Raw genomic sequence first — 21,251 nt, forward strand, 5'->3', positions numbered from 1 at the left:
GTAAGCTAGGCCGCATGAGCACCACCAACGTCTATCCGACCTCTGCGCGCGGCCCGGTCGAACACGATGTCCGGCAACAGATCGTGACTGCGGCGAAAGCGCATTTCAGCCGCTACGGCTACGAGAAAACCACGGTGTCCGACCTTGCCAAGGCCATCGGCTTTTCCAAGGCCTACATCTACAAGTTCTTCGAGTCCAAGCAGGTCATCGGCGAGATGATCTGTTCCAACTGCCTGATGGAGATGGAGGCGGAGATCCGCCAGGCCGTCGCCAGCACGGATGCGCCTCCCGAGCAGCTGCGGCGCCTGTTCAAGGCGATCGTCGCTGCCACGCTGCGGCTTTTCTCCGAGGACCGCAAGCTCTACGAGATCGCCATTTCGGCGTCGGCCGAGCGCTGGCAGGCAGCGCAGGCCTATGAGGAACGCATGCATCAGCTGCTGCTGCAGGTGCTCGACGCCGGGCGCCAGCGGGGCGATTTCGAGCGCAAGACGCCGCTGGATGAAACCGGGCGCGCCATCTTCCTGGTCATGCTCCCCTATCTGAACCCGGTGATGCTGCAGCACAGCCTCGACCATGCGGACGAGGCGCCCGCACAACTGGCCGGATTGGTGCTGAGAAGCCTGTCGCCCTAAATCCTGCAGTTGTGACCATTGACATAAATGGTCACTAATCACAGAATCGGGTCCTGCTCATTGATCGGGACCCCCTCATGCTTCGGCACCGCCATCTGTCCATCGCCGCTGTCGGCGCACTGTCACTTGCACTCGCAGCCTGCGGCAAAAGCCCGCCGCCGGATCCGCGCACCCAGCCACCCCTCGTTCGCACCGTCCTGGTAGCGCCAGGCAATGCTTCCGAGCGCGTCTTCACCGGCACCATCGCGGCCAGGGTGCAGGGCGATCTTGGATTTCGCGTGGCCGGCAAGGTGCTCGAGCGCCTGGTGGATACAGGCCAGATGGTCAGGCGCGGCCAGGCATTGCTGCGCCTCGACCCGGTGGACCTGAAGCTGGCCGCCCATGCCCAGCAGGAGGCCGTCGCAGCCGCCAGGGCACGGGCTCAGCAGACCAGCGACGAGGAGCAGCGCTACCGTGACCTGCAGGGAACGGGTGCCGTTTCGGCCTTGGCCCATGAACAGATCAAGGCGGCCGCGGATGCTGCCCGCGCCCAGCTCAGGGCGGCCGAAGCGCAGGCCGCCGCAGCGCTGAACGCCAGCCGCTACGCCGAACTGCTGGCCGATGCCGATGGCATCGTGATGGAAACACTTGCCGAGCCTGGCCAGGTCGTCAGTGCCGGCCAGGTGGTCGTGCGCCTCGCCCATGCCGGCAGGCGCGAAGCAGTCGTCCAGTTGCCCGAGACACTGCGGCCCGCGCTGGGCTCGGCGGCCCAGGCCCGCCTGTTCGGCAGGGAGGAGGTGGTCATCCCCGCCAGACTGCGCCAGCTGTCCGATGTGGCCGACCGGGCCACCCGCACCTTTGAGGCCCGCTATGTGCTGGACGCCGGCGCGGCGGCCAGCGCCCCGCTGGGCAGCACGGTCACGCTCAGGATTGGCGGGACATCGACATCGACATCGACAGCGACGGCCGGCAAGGCAACCCTGCAGGTCCCCATCGGCGCCATCCTCGATGAGGGCAAGGGCGCCGCTGTCTGGGTGGTGCAGGGCGATCAGGTCAGGCGCCAGCCCGTCACCGTGGTTCAGGTGCAGGACGGCAATGCCCAGGTGGTGGGTGCGCTCGACCAGGGGGACCGGATCGTCGCGCTCGGCGCGCATTTGCTGAGCGAGGGCGCGCAGGTGCGACTGGACAGCGAGGTGCCGGCGCCTTCAACGGCAACAACGGCAACAACGGCAACAACGTCCACGGCGTCCTCCGTGTCCACGGGAGCGTCCCGTGAGTGAAGGCCGTTTCAACCTGTCGGCGCTTGCCGTCCGTGAGCGCTCCATCACGCTGTTCCTGATCCTGCTGATTTCGCTGACGGGTGTCTTTGCCTTCCTGAAGCTGGGCCGGGCGGAAGATCCGGCCTTCACCGTCAAGGTCATGACCATCATCACGGCCTGGCCTGGCGCCACCCCGCAGGAAATGCAGGACCAGGTGGCAGAGAAGCTGGAAAAGCGCCTGCAGGAGCTGCGCTGGTATGACCGCACCGAAACCTTCGTCAGGCCGGGGCTGGCCTTCACCACGCTGACCCTGCTCGACTCCACGCCCCCCGGCGAGGTGCAGGAGGAGTTCTACCAGGCCCGCAAGAAGCTCGGTGACGAAGCCCGCAACCTGCCGACGGGCGTGATCGGTCCGATGGTGAACGACGAGTACGCCGACGTGACCTTTGCGATCTACGCCCTCAAGGCGCGCGGCGAGGAGCCCCGGGCGCTGGTGCGCGATGCCGAAGCCTTGCGCCAGCGTCTTTTGCATGTGCCGGGCGTCAAGAAGGTCAACATCGTCGGCGAGCAATCCGAGCGGATCTACGTGGAGTTCTCGCACGAGCGCCTGGCCACGCTGGGCATCAGTCCGCAGGACGTCTTCGCGGCATTGAACAACCAGAACGCCCTCACCCCTGCCGGGTCGGTGGAGACCCAGGGACCGCAGGTGTTCATCCGCATCGACGGGGCGTTCGACGCGCTGCAGAAGATCCGCGACACGCCCATCGTGGCCCAGGGCCGCACGGTCAAGCTGTCCGACATCGCCACCGTCCAGCGCGGCTACGAAGACCCCTCGACCTTCATCATCCGCAACGGTGCGGAGCCGGCCTTGCTGCTGGGCGTCGTCATGCGCGACGGCTGGAACGGGCTGGACCTGGGCAAGGCGCTGGACAGGGAGATGGGCGCCATCAACGCAGACATGCCGCTGGGCATGGGCCTGAGCAAGGTGACGGACCAGGCCGTGAACATCAGCGCCTCCGTCGATGAGTTCATGCTCAAGTTCCTGGCCGCGCTGCTGGTCGTGCTGGTGGTGTGCTTCGCCAGCATGGGCTGGCGCGTTGGCGTGGTGGTGGCTGCGGCCGTGCCGCTGACGCTGGCGGCCGTGTTCATCATCATGGCTGCCACGGGAAAGAATTTCGACCGCATCACGCTCGGCTCGCTGATCCTTGCGCTGGGCCTGCTGGTGGACGACGCCATCATCGCCATCGAGATGATGGTGGTGAAGATGGAGGAGGGCTACGACCGCGTGGCCGCGTCCGCCTACGCCTGGAGCCATACCGCGGCGCCCATGCTGTCCGGAACGCTGGTGACGGCGGTGGGCTTCATGCCCAACGGGTTCGCACGCTCCACGGCGGGCGAGTACACCAGCAACATGTTCTGGATCGTCGGCATCGCGCTCATCGTGTCCTGGGTGGTGGCCGTGGTGTTCACGCCCTATCTCGGCGTGAAGATGCTGCCCCCTCTCAAAAAGGTCGAAGGCGGACATGCGGCGATGTATGGCACGCCCCGCTACGAGCGCCTGCGGCGCGTGCTGGGCAAGGTGATCGCCCGCAAGGGCATGGTGGCCGCAGTCGTGGGCGGGCTCATGGTGGCTTCCGTGCTGGGCATGTCCATCGTGAAGAAGCAGTTCTTTCCCATCTCCGACCGGCCCGAGGTGATGGTCGAGGTGCAGATGCCCTACGGCACCTCCATCGGCCAGACGAGCGAGACCACTCGCACGGTGGAAACCTGGCTGCTGCAGCAGCCCGAATCGGAGATCGTGACCGCCTATATCGGCCAGGGAGCACCACGCTTTTTTCTGGCCATCTCGCCTGAGCTGCCCGACCCGTCGTTCGCCAAGATCGTCGTGCGCACCGCCAACCAGGCGCAGCGCGACGCGCTCAAGCTCAGGCTGCGCGAGGCCATCGCCCAGGGACTGGCCCCGCAGGCGCAGGTGCGCGCATCGCAGATCGTGTTCGGGCCGTACTCCCCGTTCCCCGTGGCGTATCGCGTCTCCGGCCCCGACCCGCAGCGGCTGCGCGACATTGCCGGCCAGGTGCACCAGGTGCTGCACGACAGCCCGATGATGCGGACCGTGAACTCCGACTGGGGCGTGCGCACCCCTGTCATGCGCTTCACCCTGGACCAGGACCGGCTGCAGGCCATGGGCCTGACCTCCGCGGCAGTCGCGCAGCAGCTGCAATTCCTGCTCAGCGGCGTGCCCGTGACCACCGTGCGCGAGGACATCCGCACCGTGCAGGTGATGGCGCGTTCTGCGGGCGGCACCCGCCACGATGTGGCCAGGGTCGGCGACTTCACGCTCACCAACGCCACTGGCCAGCGCATACCGCTGTCGCAGCTGGGCGAGGTCACCGTGCAGATGGAGGAGCCCGTCATGCGCCGCCGCGACCGCATGCCCACCATCACGGTCCGCGGTGATATCGATGACAGCCTGCAGCCGCCCGATGTCTCGGCGGCCCTCACCCGGCAGCTGGAGCCCATCAGGAAGGCGTTGCCTGCGGGCTACCGCATCGACGAGGCCGGCTCCATCGAGGAATCCGGCAAGGCCATGACGGCCATGCTGCCCCTGTTCCCGATCATGATCGCCATCACGCTGATCATCATCATCTTGCAGGTGCGGTCGATATCGGCCATGGTCATGGTGTTCCTGACCAGCCCCCTGGGATTGATCGGCGTGGTGCCGACGCTGATCGTCTTTCAGCAGCCATTCGGCATCAATGCACTGGTGGGGCTGATCGCGCTGTCGGGCATCCTGATGCGCAACACGCTGATCCTGATCGGGCAGATCCAGCACAACGAGCAGGAGGGGCTTGCGCCGTTCCAGGCGGTGGTGGAGGCCACTGTCCAGCGCGCCCGGCCCGTGATCCTGACCGCGCTGGCGGCGATCCTGGCATTCATCCCGCTGACCCAATCGGTGTTCTGGGGAACGCTGGCCTATACGCTGATCGGCGGCACGCTGGCCGGCACGGTGCTGACGCTGGTCTTCCTGCCCGCCATGTACTCGATCTGGTTCAGGATCAGGCCCGGCGAATCCCCGCGCTGATCCACGGCAAATGCGCCAGCGGCCCGGGCCGATTGGCCACAATGGCGCATCCCGTTCCAGGCTCAGGAGGCCATGCATGTCCGATATCCGCTGCGGCGATTCCACCCACCATCGCACCTCTTGGGGCCGCCGCTGCGCGCGCGCCGCCGCACCCGTGCTGGCGGCGCTGCTGCTGTCGCCGCTGGCCCAGGCAGCGCTCAAGGTGGGCGACAGCGCGCCGCGCTTCACGACGCCGGCCGCGGTGGCGGGCAAGGCCTTCGATTTCGACATGGCCGCCACACTCAGGAAGGGGCCGGTGGTGCTGTATTTCTTCCCCAAGGCCTTCACCCAGGGCTGCACCATGGAAGCCCACGCCTTTGCCGAGGCCACGCCGCGTTTCGCGGCCATGGGCGCCACGGTGGTGGGCATGTCGCATGACGACATCGATACGCTCAAGCGCTTTTCCACCGAGGCCTGCCGCGACCAGTTCGCCGTGGCATCGGACCCGCAGGCGCAGACCATCCGCGCCTACGACGCCTCGGCCGCCGCCAACCCCCAGCGCGCCGACCGCATCTCCTACGTGATCGGGCAGGACGGCAAGGTCCGCTTCGTGCACATGGGCTCGGACCCGGACGAGCATGTGCGCCAGACCGAGGCCGCGGTCAAGCGGCTGACCGGAAAGTAGCCCGCCGCGCGGCCCCTGTCAGGGGCCGTTGCCCTCGCCGGCCAGGATCTCGGCGTATTCCTCGTCCGTGAACAGCCTGGAGCGCGTGTGGAAGGCCTTGCCCGTGCTGCCCTCCAGCGAGAAGGTGCCGCCCTGGCCCTCGATCACGTCCAGGATGAGCTGGGTGTGCTTCCAGTATTCGTACTGCGACTTGCCGATGTAGAAGGGCGCGCCGCCCACCTGGCCCAGCAGCACGTCCTGGGCGCCTATCGTCAGCTCGCCGGGCAGGTAGCAGTTGGCGGCGCTGTTGTCGCAGCAGCCGCCGGACTGATGGAAGAACACCGGCCCGTGCTGCGCCTGCAGGTCGGCGATCAGCGCCAGCGCGGCGTCGGTGGCAATCACTTTGTCAACCATGGGTTGGTCCTTTCCTGGGCGGCCGGCCGCGCTGTGCGCCGCCGGCCGCATTCACCTGGGAAGAACTTCAGAAGAAGCCCAGCTTGTTCTCGCTGTAGCTGACCAGCAGGTTCTTGGTCTGCTGGTAGTGGTCCAGCATCATCTTGTGGGTTTCGCGGCCGATGCCCGATTCCTTGTAGCCGCCAAAGGCCGCGTGCGCCGGGTAGGCGTGGTAGCAATTGGTCCACACGCGCCCGGCCTTGATGGCGCGGCCCATGCGGTAGGCCACGTTGCCGTTGCGGCTCCACACGCCCGCGCCCAGGCCGTAGAGGGTGTCGTTGGCAATGGCCAGGGCCTCGGCCTCGTCCTTGAAGGTGGTCACGGCCAGCACGGGGCCGAAGATTTCCTCCTGGAAGATGCGCATCTTGTTGTGGCCCTTGAACAGCGTGGGCTGCACGTAGTAGCCGCCTTCCAGGTCGCCGCCCAGATGGGCCTGGCCGCCGCCGGCCAGCACCTCGGCGCCCTCCTGCTTGCCCAGGTCCAGGTACGACAGGATCTTGGTGAGCTGCTCCTTGGACGCCTGCGCGCCCATCATGCTGTCGGTGTCCAGCGGGTTGGCATGCCGGATGGCGGCCACGCGCTGGAGCACGCGCTCCATGAAGCGGTCGTAGATGCTTTCGTGGATCAGCGCGCGGCTGGGGCAGGTGCAGACCTCGCCCTGGTTGAAGGCGAACAGCACCAGCCCTTCGACGGCCTTGTCGAGGAAGGCATCGTCCTTGTCCATCACATCGGCGAAGAAGATGTTGGGCGACTTGCCGCCCAGCTCCAGCGTGGCCGGGATCAGGTTGTTGGCGGCGGCCTGGGCGATCACGCGGCCCGTGGAGGTGGAGCCCGTGAAGGCGATCTTGGCGATGCGCTTGCTGGTGGCCAGCGGCATGCCGGCCTCGCGGCCGAAGCCGTTGACGATGTTGAGCACGCCGGGCGGCAGCAGGTCGGCAATGAGCTCGGCCAGGATCAGGATGCTGATGGGCGTGGACTCGGCCGGCTTGAGCACCACGCAGTTGCCCGCGCCCAGCGCGGGCGCCAGCTTCCAGGCCGCCATGAGGATGGGAAAGTTCCAGGGAATGATCTGGCCCACCACGCCCAGCGGCTCCTGGATGTGATAGGCCACCGTGGTCTCGTCGATATGGCTGAGCGCGCCTTCCTGGGCGCGCACGCAGCCCGCGAAATAGCGGAAATGGTCCACGGTCAGCGGGATGTCTGCATTCAGCGTCTCGCGGATGGCCTTGCCGTTGTCCACGGTCTCGGCATAGGCGAGCAGCTCCAGGTTGGCCTCGATGCGGTCGGCGATCTTCAGCAGGACGTTCGCACGCTCGGCCGCGCTGGTGCGGCCCCAGGCGTCGCTGGCGGCATGGGCGGCGTCCAGCGCCAGTTCGATGTCCTCGGCCGTGGAGCGCGCGGCGCGGGTGTAGACCTTGCCGCTGATGGGGGTGACCACGTCGAAGTACTGCTCCTTGACCGGAGGTACGAACCTGCCGCCGATGAAGTTGTCGTAGCGGGCCTTGTAGGCGATCTTGGCGCCAGCGGCGCCGGGTGCTGCGTAGACGGTCATGCTGCTTGTCTCCTGAGGATGCTTATGGGTCTGTTGTGATCGGGTGTGGATCGGGATATCCGGCCATGGCCGGACGGCAGACATGATTCAAAAGCCGTGCCAGCCCGCAGGCCGCAGGGCAGGTGCCCGCAAAGGCGCGCGGGACGTGGCTGCTGCGGGTATTCCCGTGCGCGTTCGCCCTGTGCCGTGACGTTGCGCAACAGGACAACTGTCCAGAAATGGAACAGTCGGGCGCCTGACCCGCCACTTGGCTTGCCCGGTGCCCGCCGGCCCCGCATACTGGCCCGCAACGCGGCGCAATGACGCCCGAGCAGGAGACAGCATGCAATCGAGAGCCTCCCTTGTGGCCTTGCGCCAGGCCCGTCACAGCCTGATGGAGTCGGGCCGCTGCCCCAGCGGCCTGGTGGACGAGCGCCTGGCGCGCTCGTGGCAGCGCTGCATCGAGCAGGGACTGCGTCCCACCGGGCGCCTGGGCGCCGCCGACAACCTGGAGCAGCATGCGCTGGGCGTGCTGCGCAGCCGCCACCATGCGCTGCTGGCGCATTCACGGCCCGTCATGGAATACCTGTCCGAGCAGGTGCGCGGCAGCCAGAGCGTGGTGGTGCTGGCCGGCCCCTGCGGCACCCTGGTGGATACCTGCGGCGACCCCTTCTTTCTGGGCAAGGCCGAGCGCGTGGCCCTGGCCAGCGGTGCGTCCTGGCATGAGGCGCATCGCGGCACCAATGCCATCGGCACGGCACTGGCCGAGATGGACTCCATCGAAATCCAGGGCGGCGAGCATTTCCTGGAGCGCAACGGCTTTCTCACCTGCGCGGCCGCGCCCATCCTGTCGGGCACGGGCCAACTGCTGGGCATCCTGGACATCTCCAGCGAACATGGCCGGGGCAGCCCGCACACGCTGGGCCTGGTCGGCACGGCGGCCCGCATGATCGAAAACCGCCTCATGGCCTGCGACGGCCAGCGCCACATCCGCCTGCACCTGCACGCGCGGCCCGAAGGCATTGGCACGGTGGGCGAAGGCATTGCGCTGATCTCGGGCGACGGCTGGGTGGTGGGTGCCAACCGCGCCGCTCTGGCCTTGCTGCGCCTGTCGCACGCGCAGCTGGGCAGCGTGGCGCTGGACCAGGTGCTGGACGCCAGCCTGCAGGAGCTGCTGTCACGCCAGCACCGCCAGCCCGATGCGGCCCAGCCGCTGCGGCGCCATGACGGCACGGCGCTGTTCGGCCAGCTGGTGCCGGACCGGCGCACCATCATGGCGGGGGCGGCGGCGCAGACAGTGCAGGAGGCGCTGGGAGCGCGGCAAGCGGGGGAAACACGGCAGGCCCCCCGCGATGCGCTGGCGCGGCTGGACACGGGCGATGCGCGCTGGCGTGCGGCGGCCGACAAGGCCCGGCGCGTGCTGGGCAAGCCGATTGCGCTGCTCATCCAGGGCGAGTCCGGCGTGGGCAAGGAATGGTTTGCGCGCGCGGCCCACGACAGCGGGCCGCGCCGCGACGGCCCCTTCGTGGCCATCAACTGCGCGGCCATGCCCGAGTCGCTGATCGAGGCCGAACTGTTCGGCTACCGCCAGGGCGCCTTCACGGGCGGGCGGCGCGAAGGACAGGCGGGCCTGCTGCGCCAGGCGCACGGCGGCACCCTGTTCCTGGACGAGATCGGCGACATGCCGCTGTCGCTGCAGACCCGGCTGCTGCGCGTGCTGCAGGAGCGGCAGGTGGTGCCGCTGGGCGGTGGCACGCCCGTTGCGGTCGATTTCGCGCTGGTCAGCGCCTCCAACCGCAGGCTGCGCGAGGATGCCGACCTGGGGCGCTTTCGTGCCGACCTCTACTACCGCATCAACGGCCTGGCCGTGGAGCTGCCGCCGCTGCGCGAGCGGGGCGACTTCGAGGCACTGGCCGCGCGCATGCTGGCCGACATCGAACCCGCGCGCCCGCTGCGCATGGCACCGGCCCTGCTGGCGCAGCTGGCCGGCCATGGCTGGCCCGGCAATCTGCGCCAGTGCGCCAGCGTGCTGAGAACGGCCTGCGCCATGCTCGATCCCCATGAGGACTGCCTGCAGTGGCAGCACCTGCCCGACGACTTCCAGGCCGAGCTGGCGCAGACCGCCCGCAGCGGCCCCCGGCTCGACGCTGCGCCGCAGAGCCTGGATGAACTCTCGCGCTCGGCCGTGCGGCAGGCGCTGGAGAACTGCCGGGGCAATGTCACCCAGGCCGCGCGCATGCTGGGCATCAGCCGCCAGACGCTGTACCGCAAGCTGGCCCAGGACCGTGCGGCGGACGGCTTGCGGCTGCAATGAGGCGCCTGCCGGTGCTCAGGCCTTGAAGGTGATCCAGGGCCTGAGCTTCACGGCGGCGTGGATCAGGCCGGCGGCCTCCTGCGACTCGATGACCGGGCCGATGGGCTTGTAGGCTTCGGGCGCCTCCTCGATGCGGCGCTCCTCGCGCAGCGTCACGCATTGCCAGCCCTGCTCGCCCGCATGGCCTGCACGGGCTTCGGGCCGGAGCGCGCGCACGGCCTGGCGGCGCATGCGCCGCCCCGCGCCATGGCTGCAGGACCAGAGCCAATCGGCCGCGCCCAGGCCCGTGACCAGGTAGGAGGCATCGCCCATGGACCCCGGGATCAGCGCGAAGTCGCCCTCGTTGGCCGGCGTGGCGCCCTTGCGGTGGATGTTCATGCCGCCTTGCTGCAGGACCACGTTGTGCGGCACATCGACCACCAGGCGCGAATCCGCTGCGCCCACGATCTGCTCCAGGTCCTTGCGCACCAGCTCGGCCAGCACCACGCGGTTGGCCCAGGCATAGCGCGCCGCCACGCCCATGGCCTGCAGGTACTCGCCGGCCAGCGGACCCGACAGGCCGTACAGGCCGCTGGCCGGGTGCTTCACGCCTTGCGGCCACTCGGCCCGGGCGCGGTCCATCCAGGCCTGGCCCACGTAAAAGCCCAGGTCGCGCGATCCGCTGTGGATCATCACCACCACGTCGCCCGCGCGCAGTCCGGCGCGGTAGGCCGCGTGGCGGTCCAGCACCTCGTCGACCACCTGCAGTTCCACGAAATGGTTGCCCGATCCCACCGTGCCCAGGCACGGGTCGCGGAACACGGCATGGCGCTCCTGCAGATAGGCATGGGGCGCGTGGCGGGCGCTGCCAGCGAAGCTGTCCAGGCCGATGCAGGCGGCCAGCTCGCGGTGCAGGCGGTCCCTGTCGACATGGCCCCACAGGCCCTGGCCGCTCAGCCGGTCCACAAAGGCGGCCGGCCCGTGGTCGAACAGCGCGCGGAAGGCGGCCGTGGTCACGGGCACGTCGCGCCCGCTGCCCAGCAGGCTGGCGGTCAGCAGTTCCACCAGCCGGCCCTTGTGCGGCGCCAGCTGGTCCAGCCGGGCGCCCGTGGTCAGCAGGCGCACGCTGCAGTTGATGTCCGTGCCGATGGCGGCCGGAATGACGAAGTCCGATGGCGTGGCCACCACGCTGCCCACGGGCGCCACCGTGCCCGGATGGAAGTCGGGCGTGGCGCAGGCGCGGCAGACGGCGCCGTGGCTGCCCTGGCCGTCATGCCGGCGCACGGCCGCAAAGGCCAGCAGCTGGCGCACGGCCTTGTCCTCCAGGGGAAGGCTGTCGGGAAGAAGAATGTGGGCCTCGGCCTGGCCATCGCGCACGTGGTAGATGCCGTCGCGATAGTCGAGAGAGATGCCCGTGCGTGCAAAGGCACGCTGGAGTCGTTGAGGAGTGCTCATGGCTGCAGATCCGCGAGGCCTGGTTGGCGCTCGCCGCGTCCGATGGGTGTACGGACGATGAAAGACACCCGGGCGGCAAAGGCCCGGAAAACGTCTTTCCTGCAGCAGCTCGTTCAAGAAAGAAGGGGCGCAGTATAGCGGCAGATTTTCGAATCGTCTGCAGTGTCGATGGTTATTAATAAATTTGTATTCATTTCAATAGAAAATAATAATGATTGCTATCCTGCCCGGAAATCCGCGTAAACACCCATGCGCGGACTACTGAATCAAAGGTATCCGCAGCATCTGAAAGAAGATGTAATTTAAATAATCAAAAACATCCTACAAGTTGTTTCGGCGCGTCCGGGATGATGTGGTTGATTGGCCCGGTGGTCAATTCAATCCATTCATTTCATCTGTACTCCATGTATTCCTTTTAAGAGGGAGCGCGCCTTTATGGTTTCGGATCTCGGAATTGCCTATTCCCGGCGCCAGGGAAAATCATCTCCCGATTGGTGGAAACTGATTGGCATACTATCTCTGGCGGCGCTGATGCCCGTCGCGGTGCAGGCCGGGGTCATCTTCGACAATTTCCGTGGACAGGTTTCGGTGCCTGGTGGATCGCCGGCTCCCAACTACCTGAACTATTCCGGTGGAAATTCGGTGGTACAGCTGCAGAATCTGGTGAACTTTGCCAGCTCCACCACCAACATCGCGTCTTCAGGCACTGCGCAGAATATCGATTGGAATATGGCCAGTGCCACGCTGTGCAACAGCGCGGCCGGCAGCGGCTGGCAGTCTTCCGCCGCATGCCAGCAGTGGCTGCAGGGCCGCGTGGTGTATGCGCTGGTTGTATTTCCCACGGCGGGAACCTATGGATTTTCCGCTGCGCACGATGATGAGGTGAAGGTGGAGTTCTCCACCAATTTCACCAAGGCCAACGCGGCGCATTACAGAACCTTCGACTACAACGTACCTGTGGGGCAATTGGGGTCGTTTACCTCGGGCGATACGCAGTTCGAGAACATTCCCGGCAGCTTCGTGGTGGCACAGAACAACACTTGTTATGCCATGCGCGTGCACTGGAACAACCAGGGCGGGCTCAACCACCTGCGCCTGCGCTGGACGCCGCCGGGGCAGTCCGCACAGATCATTCCCGCCGCCAACCTGCGCGATCCCAGCGATCCGGCATCCTATGACGGCTGTGCCAACTTCAATACGGACATCGGCATTGCCAAGACTGGGCCGGACACCTTCGACAATGCCACGCCGTTCGACTACGAGCTCAAGGTCTGGAACTACGGACCCAACGCGGCCGGCAACGTGACCGTCGCCGACCTGCTGCCGGACAACGTCAGCCTGACATCGCCCATTGCCTGCATCTCCTCCGGTGCCGCCGTGTGCGGAACGCAGGCGGCCAACGGCAGGGCACTGTCGATGAGGACCGGCGTGCTGCCGGTGAACAGCAGCGGCGGGGCGGCGCATGTGCCGCCCACCTCGGGCGACTACCTGGTCTACCGCTTCCAGGTGACGCCGGCATCGGGGACGAACAGCATCACCAACACGGCCGCCATCACCATCAACGACACCAATCCGGCCAACAACTCCAGCACATTCGTGAACCAGCGCCAGGGCCAGGTCGTGGTGGAAAAGTCAGGCCCGAACTCAGTCCTCGTAGGCCAGGGCTTTGCCTACCAACTCACGCTGACCAACTACCGCACGGGCGGCACCGCCGCGATCAGCAACCCCGTGGTGCAGGACCAGCTGCCGCCGGGCGTGGCGGCCACGACCTCCACCGCACCGGTCGCTTGCGCGCCGCTCAATGTGCCGGGTGCCCTGCTCACCTGCACGCTGCCGGGCACGCTGGCCGGTGGCGGCGCGAGCCAGACCTTCAGCATCCAGGTCAACGCGCCCGCTGTGGGCTCCATCGTCAACTACGCTGCAACGCATCCCGCGCCACCTGCGACCTCGGCCTTGCCGCCGTCGCCGCCCGGGCCGCAGTGCGACGCTGTCACCACCAGCTGCACCAGCGCCAAGACCACCGTCGTGGGCCAGCCCAGACTCAAGGTGGGCAAGTCGGCTTCCATGGATTCCTTCATCGTCGGCCTGCAGGCCAGCTATGCCATCACTGTCGAGAACGTGGGAACCGGTGCGACGCCGCAGGCCACCGTGGTGACTGATACGCTCGACAGCAGCCTGACCATCGGCAGCCTGCCGGCGGGCTGCACGCGCAGCGGCCAGGCGGTCAGCTGCACCATTGCCGCAGGGCTGGCGACCCACAGCCAGGTCAGCTTTGCCATTCCCGTGACGCCTACCGTGGCCAATATCCTGCTGACCAACACCGCAACGGCCACGGGCGGCGGCGATCCGCTGTGCCCCAGCGCCTGCAGCAGCCAAGTCCAGGTGCCCGTGAAGGCGCCCAGGCTGGCCATTGCCAAGTCGGCCTCCATGGAGTCCTTCGTCGTGGGCCTGAACGCCAGCTATGTGCTCACCGTGCGCAACACGGGTACGGCGGCAACCACGGCGCCCGCCACGGTCACCGACACGGTGGCGGCCAACCTGCTCATCAATTCCGTGTCTGCAGGCTGCTCGTTCGCGGGTCAGCTGGTCAGCTGCACAATTCCTGCGGGCATGGCGACCAGCAGCCAGGTGAGCTTTGCCATCTCGGTGACGCCCCAGCCGGCGGCGGCCAACACGGCGATCTCCAACGTGGCCCAGGTCGGTGGCGGCGGCGATCCTTCCTGTGCGGCTGGCTGCACCAGCAACGAGGTGCTGGTGCCCGTCAACGCCTCCAGGCTGCGGATCGTCAAGCGCGCTTCCGACGATGCCTTCATCGTCGGCCAGCCTGCGCGCTATGTGCTGACCGTGACGAACACGGGCATGGCGGACACCATTGCCGAGACCCGCATCACCGATGTGATCGCCACCACGCTGACCATCGGCACGCTGCCGGGCCCTTGCACGGCGGCGGGCCAGTTGGTCACCTGCACGATAGCGGCGGGCCTGGCTCCCGGCGGCCAGGTGAGCTTCACCATTCCCGTGACGCCCATGACGACCGCCGGCAACACCACCATCTCTAACACGGCGCGCGTTGACGGCGGGGGCGACCCGTCCTGCTTATCCGGATGCAGCAGCAACGAGGTGGTGGAGCCGGTGAACACACCGCAACTGCAGATCGCGAAGACGGCGTCCAGCCCGGTGTTTGTGGTGGGGCAGGCGGCCTACTACACCATCACCGTGAGGAACACAGGTACGGCGGCCACCACGGCGCCGACCCTTGTGCGCGATGTGATCGCCTCCACGCTGACCCTGGGCACCCTGCCGGCAGGGTGCTCGGTGATGGATCAGGTGCTCAGCTGCACCGTGCCCGCCGGGCTGGCGACGGGCGGGCAATGGAGTGCGGTGATCCCCGTCACGCCGCAGGCCGCAGCGGCCAACACCACGCTGGCCAATACGGCCAGTCTGACGGGCGGGGGCGACCCTTCCTGCGTGGCCCGTTGCGACAGTGGCACCGTGACCACGCCGGTGGAGTCACCCAGGTTGGAGGTGAGCAAGACGGCGTCGGCCGGAGCCTTCGCCGAGGGGCAGGCCGCCAGCTACGTGATCACGGTGCGCAATGTGGGCACGACGGTCACCACGCAGGACGCCGTGGTGCGCGACGAGATGGCGTCGGGCCTGATGGTGACGGGCGTCTCTGCCGGGTGCGCGTTCTCCGGCCAGACCGTCCTGTGCACGGTGCCTGCGGGGCTGGGCGTGGGCGCGTCCGCGACCTTCACGCTTTCGGTGGTGCCCAGGTCCGGCACGGCGGGCTCCTCCATCCTCAACACGGCCCATGTGACGGGGGGCGGCGATCCGCTGTGCCTGGCCAATTGCGACAGCCCCACGGTGGTGGTGCCGGTGAACGCGCCCAAACTCTCGCTCGCCAAGACCTTCTCGTCGGGCAATTTCCTGGCCGGGCAGTCCGCCAACTATGTTTTCACGGTGACCAACACCGGCACGACCGCCACCACGGCGCACGCCACGGTGCGCGACGTGCTGTCCACCAGCCTGGCGCTGGGTACCATGCCTGCCGGCTGCACGGCCAGCGGGCAGAGCGTTGCCTGCATCGTGCCGGCGGGCCTTGCTGTGGGGCAGTCGGCCAGCTTCACCATCCCGGTGACGGCCAAGGCGTCCGCAGGCAACACCACGCTCGTGAACACGGCCAACGTGACGGGGGGCGGGGACGCTTCCTGCGAGACCGGCTGCACCGGCACCGTCACCACGCCCATAGGCCCGTCGCCCTCGCCGGCCTCCATCCCCGTGGATTCGCCCTGGATGCTGGCCCTGCTGGGCGTTCTGCTGGCCGCAGGGGCCGCGCTGCAAGAGCGGCGCCTGCGCGGCTGATGCCCGCAGCGCGCTGGCATGGGCCATGTCGGCGCGCCTGTGGGAGCACTTTTAGGCGTCCCTTCAGCGTCCCTTACAGCGCATCTTTGCGGCCTCAGGCGTTGCGCCGCTCGTACTGGGCGATGGCGTTGAGCAGCAGGGGCGAGAACTTCTTCGCGTAGTCGGCGCCGCTCCACTGGCTTGACGATCCGCTCAGGTGCAGGGCGCCCAGCGGCACGCCGTCGGCATCGACCACGGCGGCGGCCAGCGCGACCTCGCCCATGATGAATTCATCGACCACCATGGCGTAGCCGCGCTCGCGCACCTTCTTCAGTTCCGCCTGGACGGCCTTGGCCGTGGTCAGCGTCCGGGGCGTGCTGGCCACCAGGCGGCCGGGGGCCAGCAGCTGCTCCACCTGCGCCTCGTCCAGCCGGGCCATCACGGCGCGCCCGCCTGCCGTGCATTGCAGGGGCACGCGCCGCCCGACCAGGGAGGCATGGTAGTGCTCGGTGCTGGTCTGGTGGCGCAGCACGTGCACCAGCCAGTCGCCGTCGCGCAGCGACAGGCTGATCTTCTGCTCCGTGTCCTTGGACAGCTGCAGCAGCAGGGGGTTGAGCGCCTCGGCCAGCGCATGGGTGCGCAGGAAGTGGAAGGTCAGGTCCAGCACGCCCGGGCCCAGCCGGTAGCGGCGGGTCTGGCTGTTTTGCTGCAGGTAGCCCTCGGCGCTGAGGGTGTAGGCGTAGCGCTGGGCGGCGCTCTTGTCCAGGCCGCTGCGCTCCATGATTTCCGTGAGGCTCAGGTCGCCTGCCGCGCCCTTGAAGCAGTCCAGCACGCGGAATGCCTTGCCCACGGAACCCACATACAACGCGTTTTCGATCATCGTTTTACCTGATTGTGAATCTGAAGTATTAAATAACAATACCAAGTATTGAAAAATACGGAGGCAGCGGATGCCACAGCAAGCCATTGTCAGTGCGGACCGGGCGGTCGGCGCGTCGGAGTGGATCAAGGGCCAGCGGGAGAACATGCTTTCGCTGCTGGCGGACATCGTCAACATCGACTCGGGCAGCTTCGACAAGCCCGGCGTGGCGCGCGTGTTCCGGCGCCTGGAGGCCTTCTTCCTGGGCCAGGGGCTGCAGGTCAGCCCGCATTTCGTCGATGGCGTGGAGGCCGCGATCTCGGTCACCGTGAACGCGGGCAGCACCGTGGGCAGGCCCGTGCTGCTGATGGGGCACTGCGACACGGTCTTCCCTGAAGGCGAGGCCGCGCGCAGGCCGTTCCGCATCGAAGGCGGCAGGGCCTACGGCCCGGGCGTGGCCGACATGAAGTCGGGCATCGTCATGAACGCCTTCCTGCTGGCTGCGCTGGCCCACAGCGCGGAGCCTGCGCCCGAGGTCACGGGCCTGTTCACCTGCGACGAGGAAATCGGCTCGCCCCTGAGCAAGTCCGTCATCGAGCCCTTTGCGCGCAAGGCGGGCTTTGTCTTCAATGCGGAGCCGGGCCGGCCTTCGGGCAACGTGGTCACGGGCCGCAAGGGCGGCGTGTTCTTCGGCGTGGAGATCGAGGGCAAGGCGGCGCACTCGGGCGCCAACTTCGCCGAGGGCATCAGCGCCATCTCGGAGCTGGCGCACAAGGTGGTGGCGCTGGACGCGCTCACCGACCTGGACAAGGGCGTCACGGTCAACGTGGGCCTGGTGTCGGGCGGGCTGTCGGTGAACACGTCGGCGCCGTCGGCCAAGGCGGCCATCGACCTGCGTATCTTCGACCTGGACCAGCGCGAGTCCCTGGTGGGCCGCATCCGCTGCATCTGCGACAAGTCCTTCATCCAGGGCACGCGCTCCACGCTGAACATCACCGGCGAGTTCCGCCCCTTCGTTCCCACGCCGCAGTCGCAGCAATTGTTCGAGCTGTACCAGGCCGAGCTGGGCGCGCTGGGCCACAAGGCCGAGGGCGAGTTCAGCGGCGGCTGCGCGGACTCGGGCGTGACCTCCAGCCTGGGCGCCATCACGCTGTGCGGCACCGGCCCCGTGGGCGGCAAGTTCCACACCACCGACGAGTACTGCGAGGTGGACACCATCGTCCCGCGCGGCCTGGCGGTGCTCCACACCATTGCGCGCCTGCCCCACGCCCGGTGGTAGGGCGCGCCTGATTCCCGCCTTCCCCTCAAGCCACTGCCTGGTGCACTTTCATGAATCCACTTGCCTTGCCCACACGCCGCTCGCTCCTGAAAATCGCCGCCGGCCTGCCGCTGGCGCCCCTGCTGCTGCAGCCTGCCGCGGCCTCGGCGCCCGGCCCGGTCAGCCTGATGGTGCCCTACCCGGCAGGCGGGCCCAGCGACGTCAGCGCCCGCATCCTGAGCAAGCCCATAGGCGAGGGACTGGCGGCCAAGGTGATCGTGGAAAACCTGGGCGGCGCCACGGGGACGATTGCCGCATCCAAAGTGCTGGGCGCCAGGGCCGACGGCAGCATGTTCTTCCAGGGCACGCAGAACGAACTCATCCTGCCGCCGCTCACCAACAAGGCCGTGCGCTACCAGCCCGATGCGTTCGAGAACCTGCAGTACATCACCGTCACCCACCTGGTGCTGCTGGTGCGCTCGGGCCTGCCGGCCCGGAACATGCAAGAGTTCCTGGCGCTGGCGCGCTCGCGCAACGAAAGCAATTCGCTGACCTACGGCTCGGTGGGCGTAGGCTCGCTCTACCACCTGATCACCGAGTACATGGGCAAGGTGGTGAAGGTGCCGTTCACCCACGCGCCCTATGCGGGCACGGCGCCCGTGATCCAGGACCTGGCCGGCGGCCAGATCGACTTCAGCATCATGCCGTTCCAGGCGTCCATGCTGGAGATGATCCGCACCGGCCGCTTCCGGGCGCTGGCCGTGCTGTCGCGCAACCGGCCTGCCGTGCTGTCGGCCGTGCCCAGCATCACCGAAGTGCCGGCGCTGCGCGATTTCGAGTACGCCAGCCTGGCGGGCTACTTCGTCAAGCGCGGCACGCCGCAGGACGTCAAGCAGCGCCTGAACCAGGCCATCGGCCAGGCCCTGCTGGACCCGCAGGTCATCGCCAAGCTGGAGGCCGACGGCCGTGATGTCGCCAAGCCCATGGGCCTGGACGATGCGGCGGCCGCCTATGCGCGCGAGATCGCCAAGTACCGCGAGATGATCCGCGTCACGGGATACGTGCAGGCGGATTGAGAACGAAGGCCGCAACCTAAGCGAGTGCACCCTCCAGCAGCTCGGCCATGCGCGGCAGGTCGGGCTCGGCGCTGGTCACCAGCAAGATGGCGCGCTCATAGGCGGCGCCCGCAATGGGCAGCATGCGGCAGTCGCCCATGAAGCGCTCCAGGCCCGTCCAGTGCGGCACCAGGCCCACGCCCATGCCGTCGGCGGCCAGCATGGCAATGGCCTCCAGCGCGTCCAGGTCGCACAGCACCGCAGGCTCCAGCCCCTGGTCGGCCAGCCAGTCGGCCGCATGGCGGCCACCCCAGGCATCGGGGTCGTAGCGTATGTAGGGCAGGCTGCGCAGCAGCGCGGCAGGCCGGCCGCGCGCCTGGGGCGGTGCCAGCAGCACCAGCGGCTCGCGGCGCAGCTGCACGCTGCGCAGCGCCTTGGGCAGTTCAAAAGGGGGCGCCACGATGACGGCGGCATCGAGCTCGCCGGACTGCAGCATCTGGAACAGCGCGCGCGAGGTGCCCGGCACGATGACGGGCCGGCACTGTGGCGCCGCCTGCGTGAGCTTGCGCAGCGCGGCCGGCAGCATGCCGGTGAGCGCGGTCGAGATGGCGCCGATGCGCAGCGTGCCGGCCAGGCCATCGGCGCTGGCATCGCTGCCCAGCAGCGCGGCCTCGCGCACTAGGCGCCGCGCGCGCGGCAGCAGGGCCACGCAGGCCTGGGTGGGGCGGGCCGCATGGCCGCTGCGCGAAAGCAGGGCAAAGCCCAGCTCGCGCTCCAGCGCCTGCACGCGCTGGCCCACGGCGGCGGCGGTCAGGTGCTCGGCGCGCGCCGCATCGGCGATGGAGCCGCTGTCCACCACGGCGATCAGGCTCTTGAGATAGCGGGTCTCCAAAAGATTTCCTTTGGGATTGCAAAGAAATCAACGCTATCACTTTTGAAAAGCCTCTGCTAGGCTCGCGCCACCCACGGCAGGCCACGGCCTGCGAACCTGCCTGCACCACAAGCACAACCAAAGGATCAGCCATGCGCACCAGCTTCCACCTTGCCTACCATGTCCGCGATCTGGACGAAGCGCGCGCCTTCTACGGCACGCTGCTCGGCTGCCAGGAAGGCCGCAGCACCGAAACCTGGGTGGACTTCGACTTCTTCGGCCACCAGATCTCGCTGCACCTGGGCGAGCCCTTCCCGGTCACGAACACCGGCCGCGTGGGCGACCACATGGTGCCCATGCCCCACCTGGGCCTGGTGATGGCCATGGACGACTGGAAGGCCCTGGCCGCGCGGCTGTCCGGTGGCGTGGTGGATTTCGTGCTGCAGCCCGGCATCCGCTTCGAGGGCGAGCCCGGCGAGCAGGCCACCATGTTTTTCCGCGACCCCAGCGGCAATCCCATCGAGGTCAAGGGCTTCGCCGATCTGGACAAGGTCTTCGCCAAATGAGCGGCTCGCTGTCTCCTCGCGCCTCGCTCCCCCCGCTTCCTTTCGTCTGCGCACCCGGCTATCCGGCCGCCCAGGCCTGGCTGCAGGCCCTGCAGGCGGCCCTGCCCGAGGAGCGCGTGGTGGCGCTCGATACGCTGGATGCCGACCAGCGCGCGGCCTGCGAGGTCGCCATCGTCGCCAACCCCCAGCCCGCCGACCTGCGCACGCTGCCGCGCCTGCAATGGGTGCACAGCGTCTGGGCCGGCGTGGAGCGCCTGGTGGCCGACCTGGGCGATACCGACCTGCGCATCGTCCGCCTGGTGGACCCGCAACTGGCCGACACCATGGCCGAGGCCGTGCTGGCCTGGACCCTGTACCTGCACCGCGACATGCCGCGCTATGCCCGCCAGCAGGCCGCGCGCCAATGGCTGGCACATGACGGCGTGCGCGCGCAGGACAGGACGGTGTCGCTGCTGGGCCTGGGTGCACTGGGCGAAGCCAGCGCGCGGCGGCTGCTGGCGGCAGGCTTCCAGGTGCGCGGCTGGAGCCGCACGCCCAGGCAGATGGAAGGCGTGCAATGCCATGCGGGTGATGCCGAGCTGCCGGCCATGCTGGCGCAGACCGACATCCTCGTATGCCTGCTGCCGCTCACGCCGCAGACGCGCGGCCTCGTCGGCGCGCAGGCGCTGGCCGCGCTGCCTGCCCATGCCTCGCTGATCAACTTTGCGCGCGGCCCCATCGTGGACGATGCCGCGCTGCGCGCCGCCCTGGACGGCGGCCGCCTGGCCCATGCCGTGCTGGACGTGTTTGACCAGGAGCCCCTGCCAGAATCGTCCTGGCAATGGGCGCACCCCGCCGTGACCGTGCTGCCCCACATCTCGGCACCCACGGACCGCGCGACGGCATCGGCCATCGTGGCGGGCAACATCCGGCGCTGGCGCGCCAGCGGCGAGCTGCCGCAGGCGGTGGACGCGGCGCGGGGCTACTGAGGGCGG

At 68.1% G+C, this 21,251-nt stretch carries 15 protein-coding genes; 10 read left to right on the forward strand and 5 right to left on the reverse strand.

Annotated elements, in window-relative coordinates; translation table 11 throughout:
* Positions 1–14: 14 nt before the first annotated feature.
* The 4 genes from HFGMBDPB_RS01645 (at position 15) to HFGMBDPB_RS01660 (ending at position 5,616) form a co-directional block, all read left to right on the forward strand.
* Positions 15–632, forward strand: coding sequence for a TetR/AcrR family transcriptional regulator (locus HFGMBDPB_RS01645; RefSeq protein ID WP_046240240.1), 618 nt, complete (start codon positions 15–17; stop codon positions 630–632).
* Positions 633–709: 77 nt separating this feature from the next.
* Entirely contained in the window at positions 710–1,891 is a 1,182-nt protein-coding gene (locus tag HFGMBDPB_RS01650; protein WP_212644782.1) for an efflux RND transporter periplasmic adaptor subunit, read from the forward strand.
* Entirely contained in the window at positions 1,884–4,952 is a 3,069-nt protein-coding gene (locus HFGMBDPB_RS01655; RefSeq protein WP_212644783.1) for an efflux RND transporter permease subunit, read from the forward strand. Before HFGMBDPB_RS01650 ends, HFGMBDPB_RS01655 begins: the two co-directional genes overlap by 8 nt.
* A 76-nt stretch (positions 4,953–5,028) precedes the next feature.
* Positions 5,029–5,616, forward strand: a complete 588-nt coding sequence (locus HFGMBDPB_RS01660; RefSeq protein WP_034364493.1) for a peroxiredoxin — start codon at positions 5,029–5,031, stop codon at positions 5,614–5,616.
* A gap of 18 nt (positions 5,617–5,634) precedes the next feature.
* Here HFGMBDPB_RS01660 and HFGMBDPB_RS01665 read toward each other — a convergent pair whose 3' ends face one another.
* The gene (locus tag HFGMBDPB_RS01665; RefSeq protein WP_202758583.1) at positions 5,635–6,009 is read right to left on the reverse strand and encodes a DUF779 domain-containing protein; all 375 of its coding nucleotides are present in this window, start codon (positions 6,007–6,009) and stop codon (positions 5,635–5,637) included.
* 67 nt (positions 6,010–6,076) lie between these two features.
* A complete protein-coding gene (gene exaC, locus HFGMBDPB_RS01670) occupies positions 6,077–7,600 on the reverse strand; it encodes an acetaldehyde dehydrogenase ExaC (protein WP_012207447.1) in 1,524 nt (507 codons plus the stop codon).
* 322 nt (positions 7,601–7,922) lie between these two features.
* On the opposite strand from exaC, the gene HFGMBDPB_RS01675 reads away from it, so the two are divergent.
* Positions 7,923–9,893, forward strand: coding sequence for a sigma-54-dependent Fis family transcriptional regulator (locus tag HFGMBDPB_RS01675; protein ID WP_212644784.1), 1,971 nt, complete (start codon positions 7,923–7,925; stop codon positions 9,891–9,893).
* A 15-nt stretch (positions 9,894–9,908) separates the two neighbouring features.
* On the opposite strand, the gene HFGMBDPB_RS01680 is transcribed toward HFGMBDPB_RS01675, so the two are convergent.
* The gene (locus HFGMBDPB_RS01680) at positions 9,909–11,327 is read right to left on the reverse strand and encodes an RtcB family protein (RefSeq protein WP_034397062.1); all 1,419 of its coding nucleotides are present in this window, start codon (positions 11,325–11,327) and stop codon (positions 9,909–9,911) included.
* Positions 11,328–11,858: 531 nt separating this feature from the next.
* Between HFGMBDPB_RS01680 and HFGMBDPB_RS01685 the strand changes: the two genes are divergently transcribed.
* The gene (locus HFGMBDPB_RS01685; RefSeq protein WP_212644785.1) at positions 11,859–15,689 is read left to right on the forward strand and encodes a DUF11 domain-containing protein; all 3,831 of its coding nucleotides are present in this window, start codon (positions 11,859–11,861) and stop codon (positions 15,687–15,689) included.
* Between the two features lie 94 nt (positions 15,690–15,783).
* Here the strand turns inward: HFGMBDPB_RS01685 and HFGMBDPB_RS01690 are convergent, their stop codons facing one another.
* Positions 15,784–16,548 (reverse strand): IclR family transcriptional regulator, encoded by a 765-nt coding sequence (locus HFGMBDPB_RS01690; protein WP_013800690.1) that lies wholly within the window; start codon positions 16,546–16,548, stop codon positions 15,784–15,786.
* Between the two features lie 70 nt (positions 16,549–16,618).
* Here HFGMBDPB_RS01690 and HFGMBDPB_RS01695 point away from each other — a divergent pair, with 70 nt between their 5' ends.
* Positions 16,619–17,806 carry a M20 family metallopeptidase gene (locus HFGMBDPB_RS01695; RefSeq protein ID WP_016450904.1) on the forward strand — a complete coding sequence of 396 codons (1,188 nt, stop codon included), beginning with the start codon at positions 16,619–16,621 and terminating at the stop codon, positions 17,804–17,806.
* 50 nt (positions 17,807–17,856) lie between these two features.
* Entirely contained in the window at positions 17,857–18,861 is a 1,005-nt protein-coding gene (locus HFGMBDPB_RS01700) for a tripartite tricarboxylate transporter substrate binding protein (protein ID WP_016445478.1), read from the forward strand.
* Positions 18,862–18,877: 16 nt separating this feature from the next.
* Here HFGMBDPB_RS01700 and HFGMBDPB_RS01705 read toward each other — a convergent pair whose 3' ends face one another.
* Positions 18,878–19,732, reverse strand: coding sequence for a LysR substrate-binding domain-containing protein (locus HFGMBDPB_RS01705; RefSeq protein WP_160855895.1), 855 nt, complete (start codon positions 19,730–19,732; stop codon positions 18,878–18,880).
* 131 nt (positions 19,733–19,863) lie between these two features.
* Between HFGMBDPB_RS01705 and HFGMBDPB_RS01710 the strand changes: the two genes are divergently transcribed.
* Both HFGMBDPB_RS01710 and HFGMBDPB_RS01715 read left to right on the forward strand, forming a co-directional pair.
* The gene (locus tag HFGMBDPB_RS01710; protein ID WP_012207434.1) at positions 19,864–20,277 is read left to right on the forward strand and encodes a VOC family protein; all 414 of its coding nucleotides are present in this window, start codon (positions 19,864–19,866) and stop codon (positions 20,275–20,277) included.
* Positions 20,274–21,245, forward strand: a complete 972-nt coding sequence (locus HFGMBDPB_RS01715; RefSeq protein WP_212644786.1) for a 2-hydroxyacid dehydrogenase — start codon at positions 20,274–20,276, stop codon at positions 21,243–21,245. Before HFGMBDPB_RS01710 ends, HFGMBDPB_RS01715 begins: the two co-directional genes overlap by 4 nt.
* Positions 21,246–21,251 lie beyond the last annotated feature (6 nt).

It is taken from the genome of Delftia sp. PE138, from assembly GCF_018320755.1.
Classification (GTDB): Bacteria; Pseudomonadota; Gammaproteobacteria; order Burkholderiales; family Burkholderiaceae_C; genus Comamonas; species Comamonas tsuruhatensis.

What these genes read in the sequence shown, in the direction of transcription:
- HFGMBDPB_RS01695 (WP_016450904.1), top strand. Translation starts at nt 16,619, where the DNA reads ATGCCACAGCAAGCCATTGTCAGTGCGGACCGGGCGGTCGGCGCGTCG.
- HFGMBDPB_RS01660 (WP_034364493.1), top strand. Translation starts at nt 5,029, where the DNA reads ATGTCCGATATCCGCTGCGGCGATTCCACCCACCATCGCACCTCTTGG.
- HFGMBDPB_RS01690 (WP_013800690.1), bottom strand. Translation starts at nt 16,548, where the DNA reads ATGATCGAAAACGCGTTGTATGTGGGTTCCGTGGGCAAGGCATTCCGC.
- HFGMBDPB_RS01680 (WP_034397062.1), bottom strand. Translation starts at nt 11,327, where the DNA reads ATGAGCACTCCTCAACGACTCCAGCGTGCCTTTGCACGCACGGGCATC.
- HFGMBDPB_RS01665 (WP_202758583.1), bottom strand. Translation starts at nt 6,009, where the DNA reads ATGGTTGACAAAGTGATTGCCACCGACGCCGCGCTGGCGCTGATCGCC.
- HFGMBDPB_RS01650 (WP_212644782.1), top strand. Translation starts at nt 710, where the DNA reads ATGCTTCGGCACCGCCATCTGTCCATCGCCGCTGTCGGCGCACTGTCA.
- HFGMBDPB_RS01710 (WP_012207434.1), top strand. Translation starts at nt 19,864, where the DNA reads ATGCGCACCAGCTTCCACCTTGCCTACCATGTCCGCGATCTGGACGAA.
- HFGMBDPB_RS01700 (WP_016445478.1), top strand. Translation starts at nt 17,857, where the DNA reads ATGAATCCACTTGCCTTGCCCACACGCCGCTCGCTCCTGAAAATCGCC.
- exaC (WP_012207447.1), bottom strand. Translation starts at nt 7,600, where the DNA reads ATGACCGTCTACGCAGCACCCGGCGCCGCTGGCGCCAAGATCGCCTAC.
- HFGMBDPB_RS01685 (WP_212644785.1), top strand. Translation starts at nt 11,859, where the DNA reads ATGCCCGTCGCGGTGCAGGCCGGGGTCATCTTCGACAATTTCCGTGGA.
- HFGMBDPB_RS01675 (WP_212644784.1), top strand. Translation starts at nt 7,923, where the DNA reads ATGCAATCGAGAGCCTCCCTTGTGGCCTTGCGCCAGGCCCGTCACAGC.
- HFGMBDPB_RS01715 (WP_212644786.1), top strand. Translation starts at nt 20,274, where the DNA reads ATGAGCGGCTCGCTGTCTCCTCGCGCCTCGCTCCCCCCGCTTCCTTTC.
- HFGMBDPB_RS01645 (WP_046240240.1), top strand. Translation starts at nt 15, where the DNA reads ATGAGCACCACCAACGTCTATCCGACCTCTGCGCGCGGCCCGGTCGAA.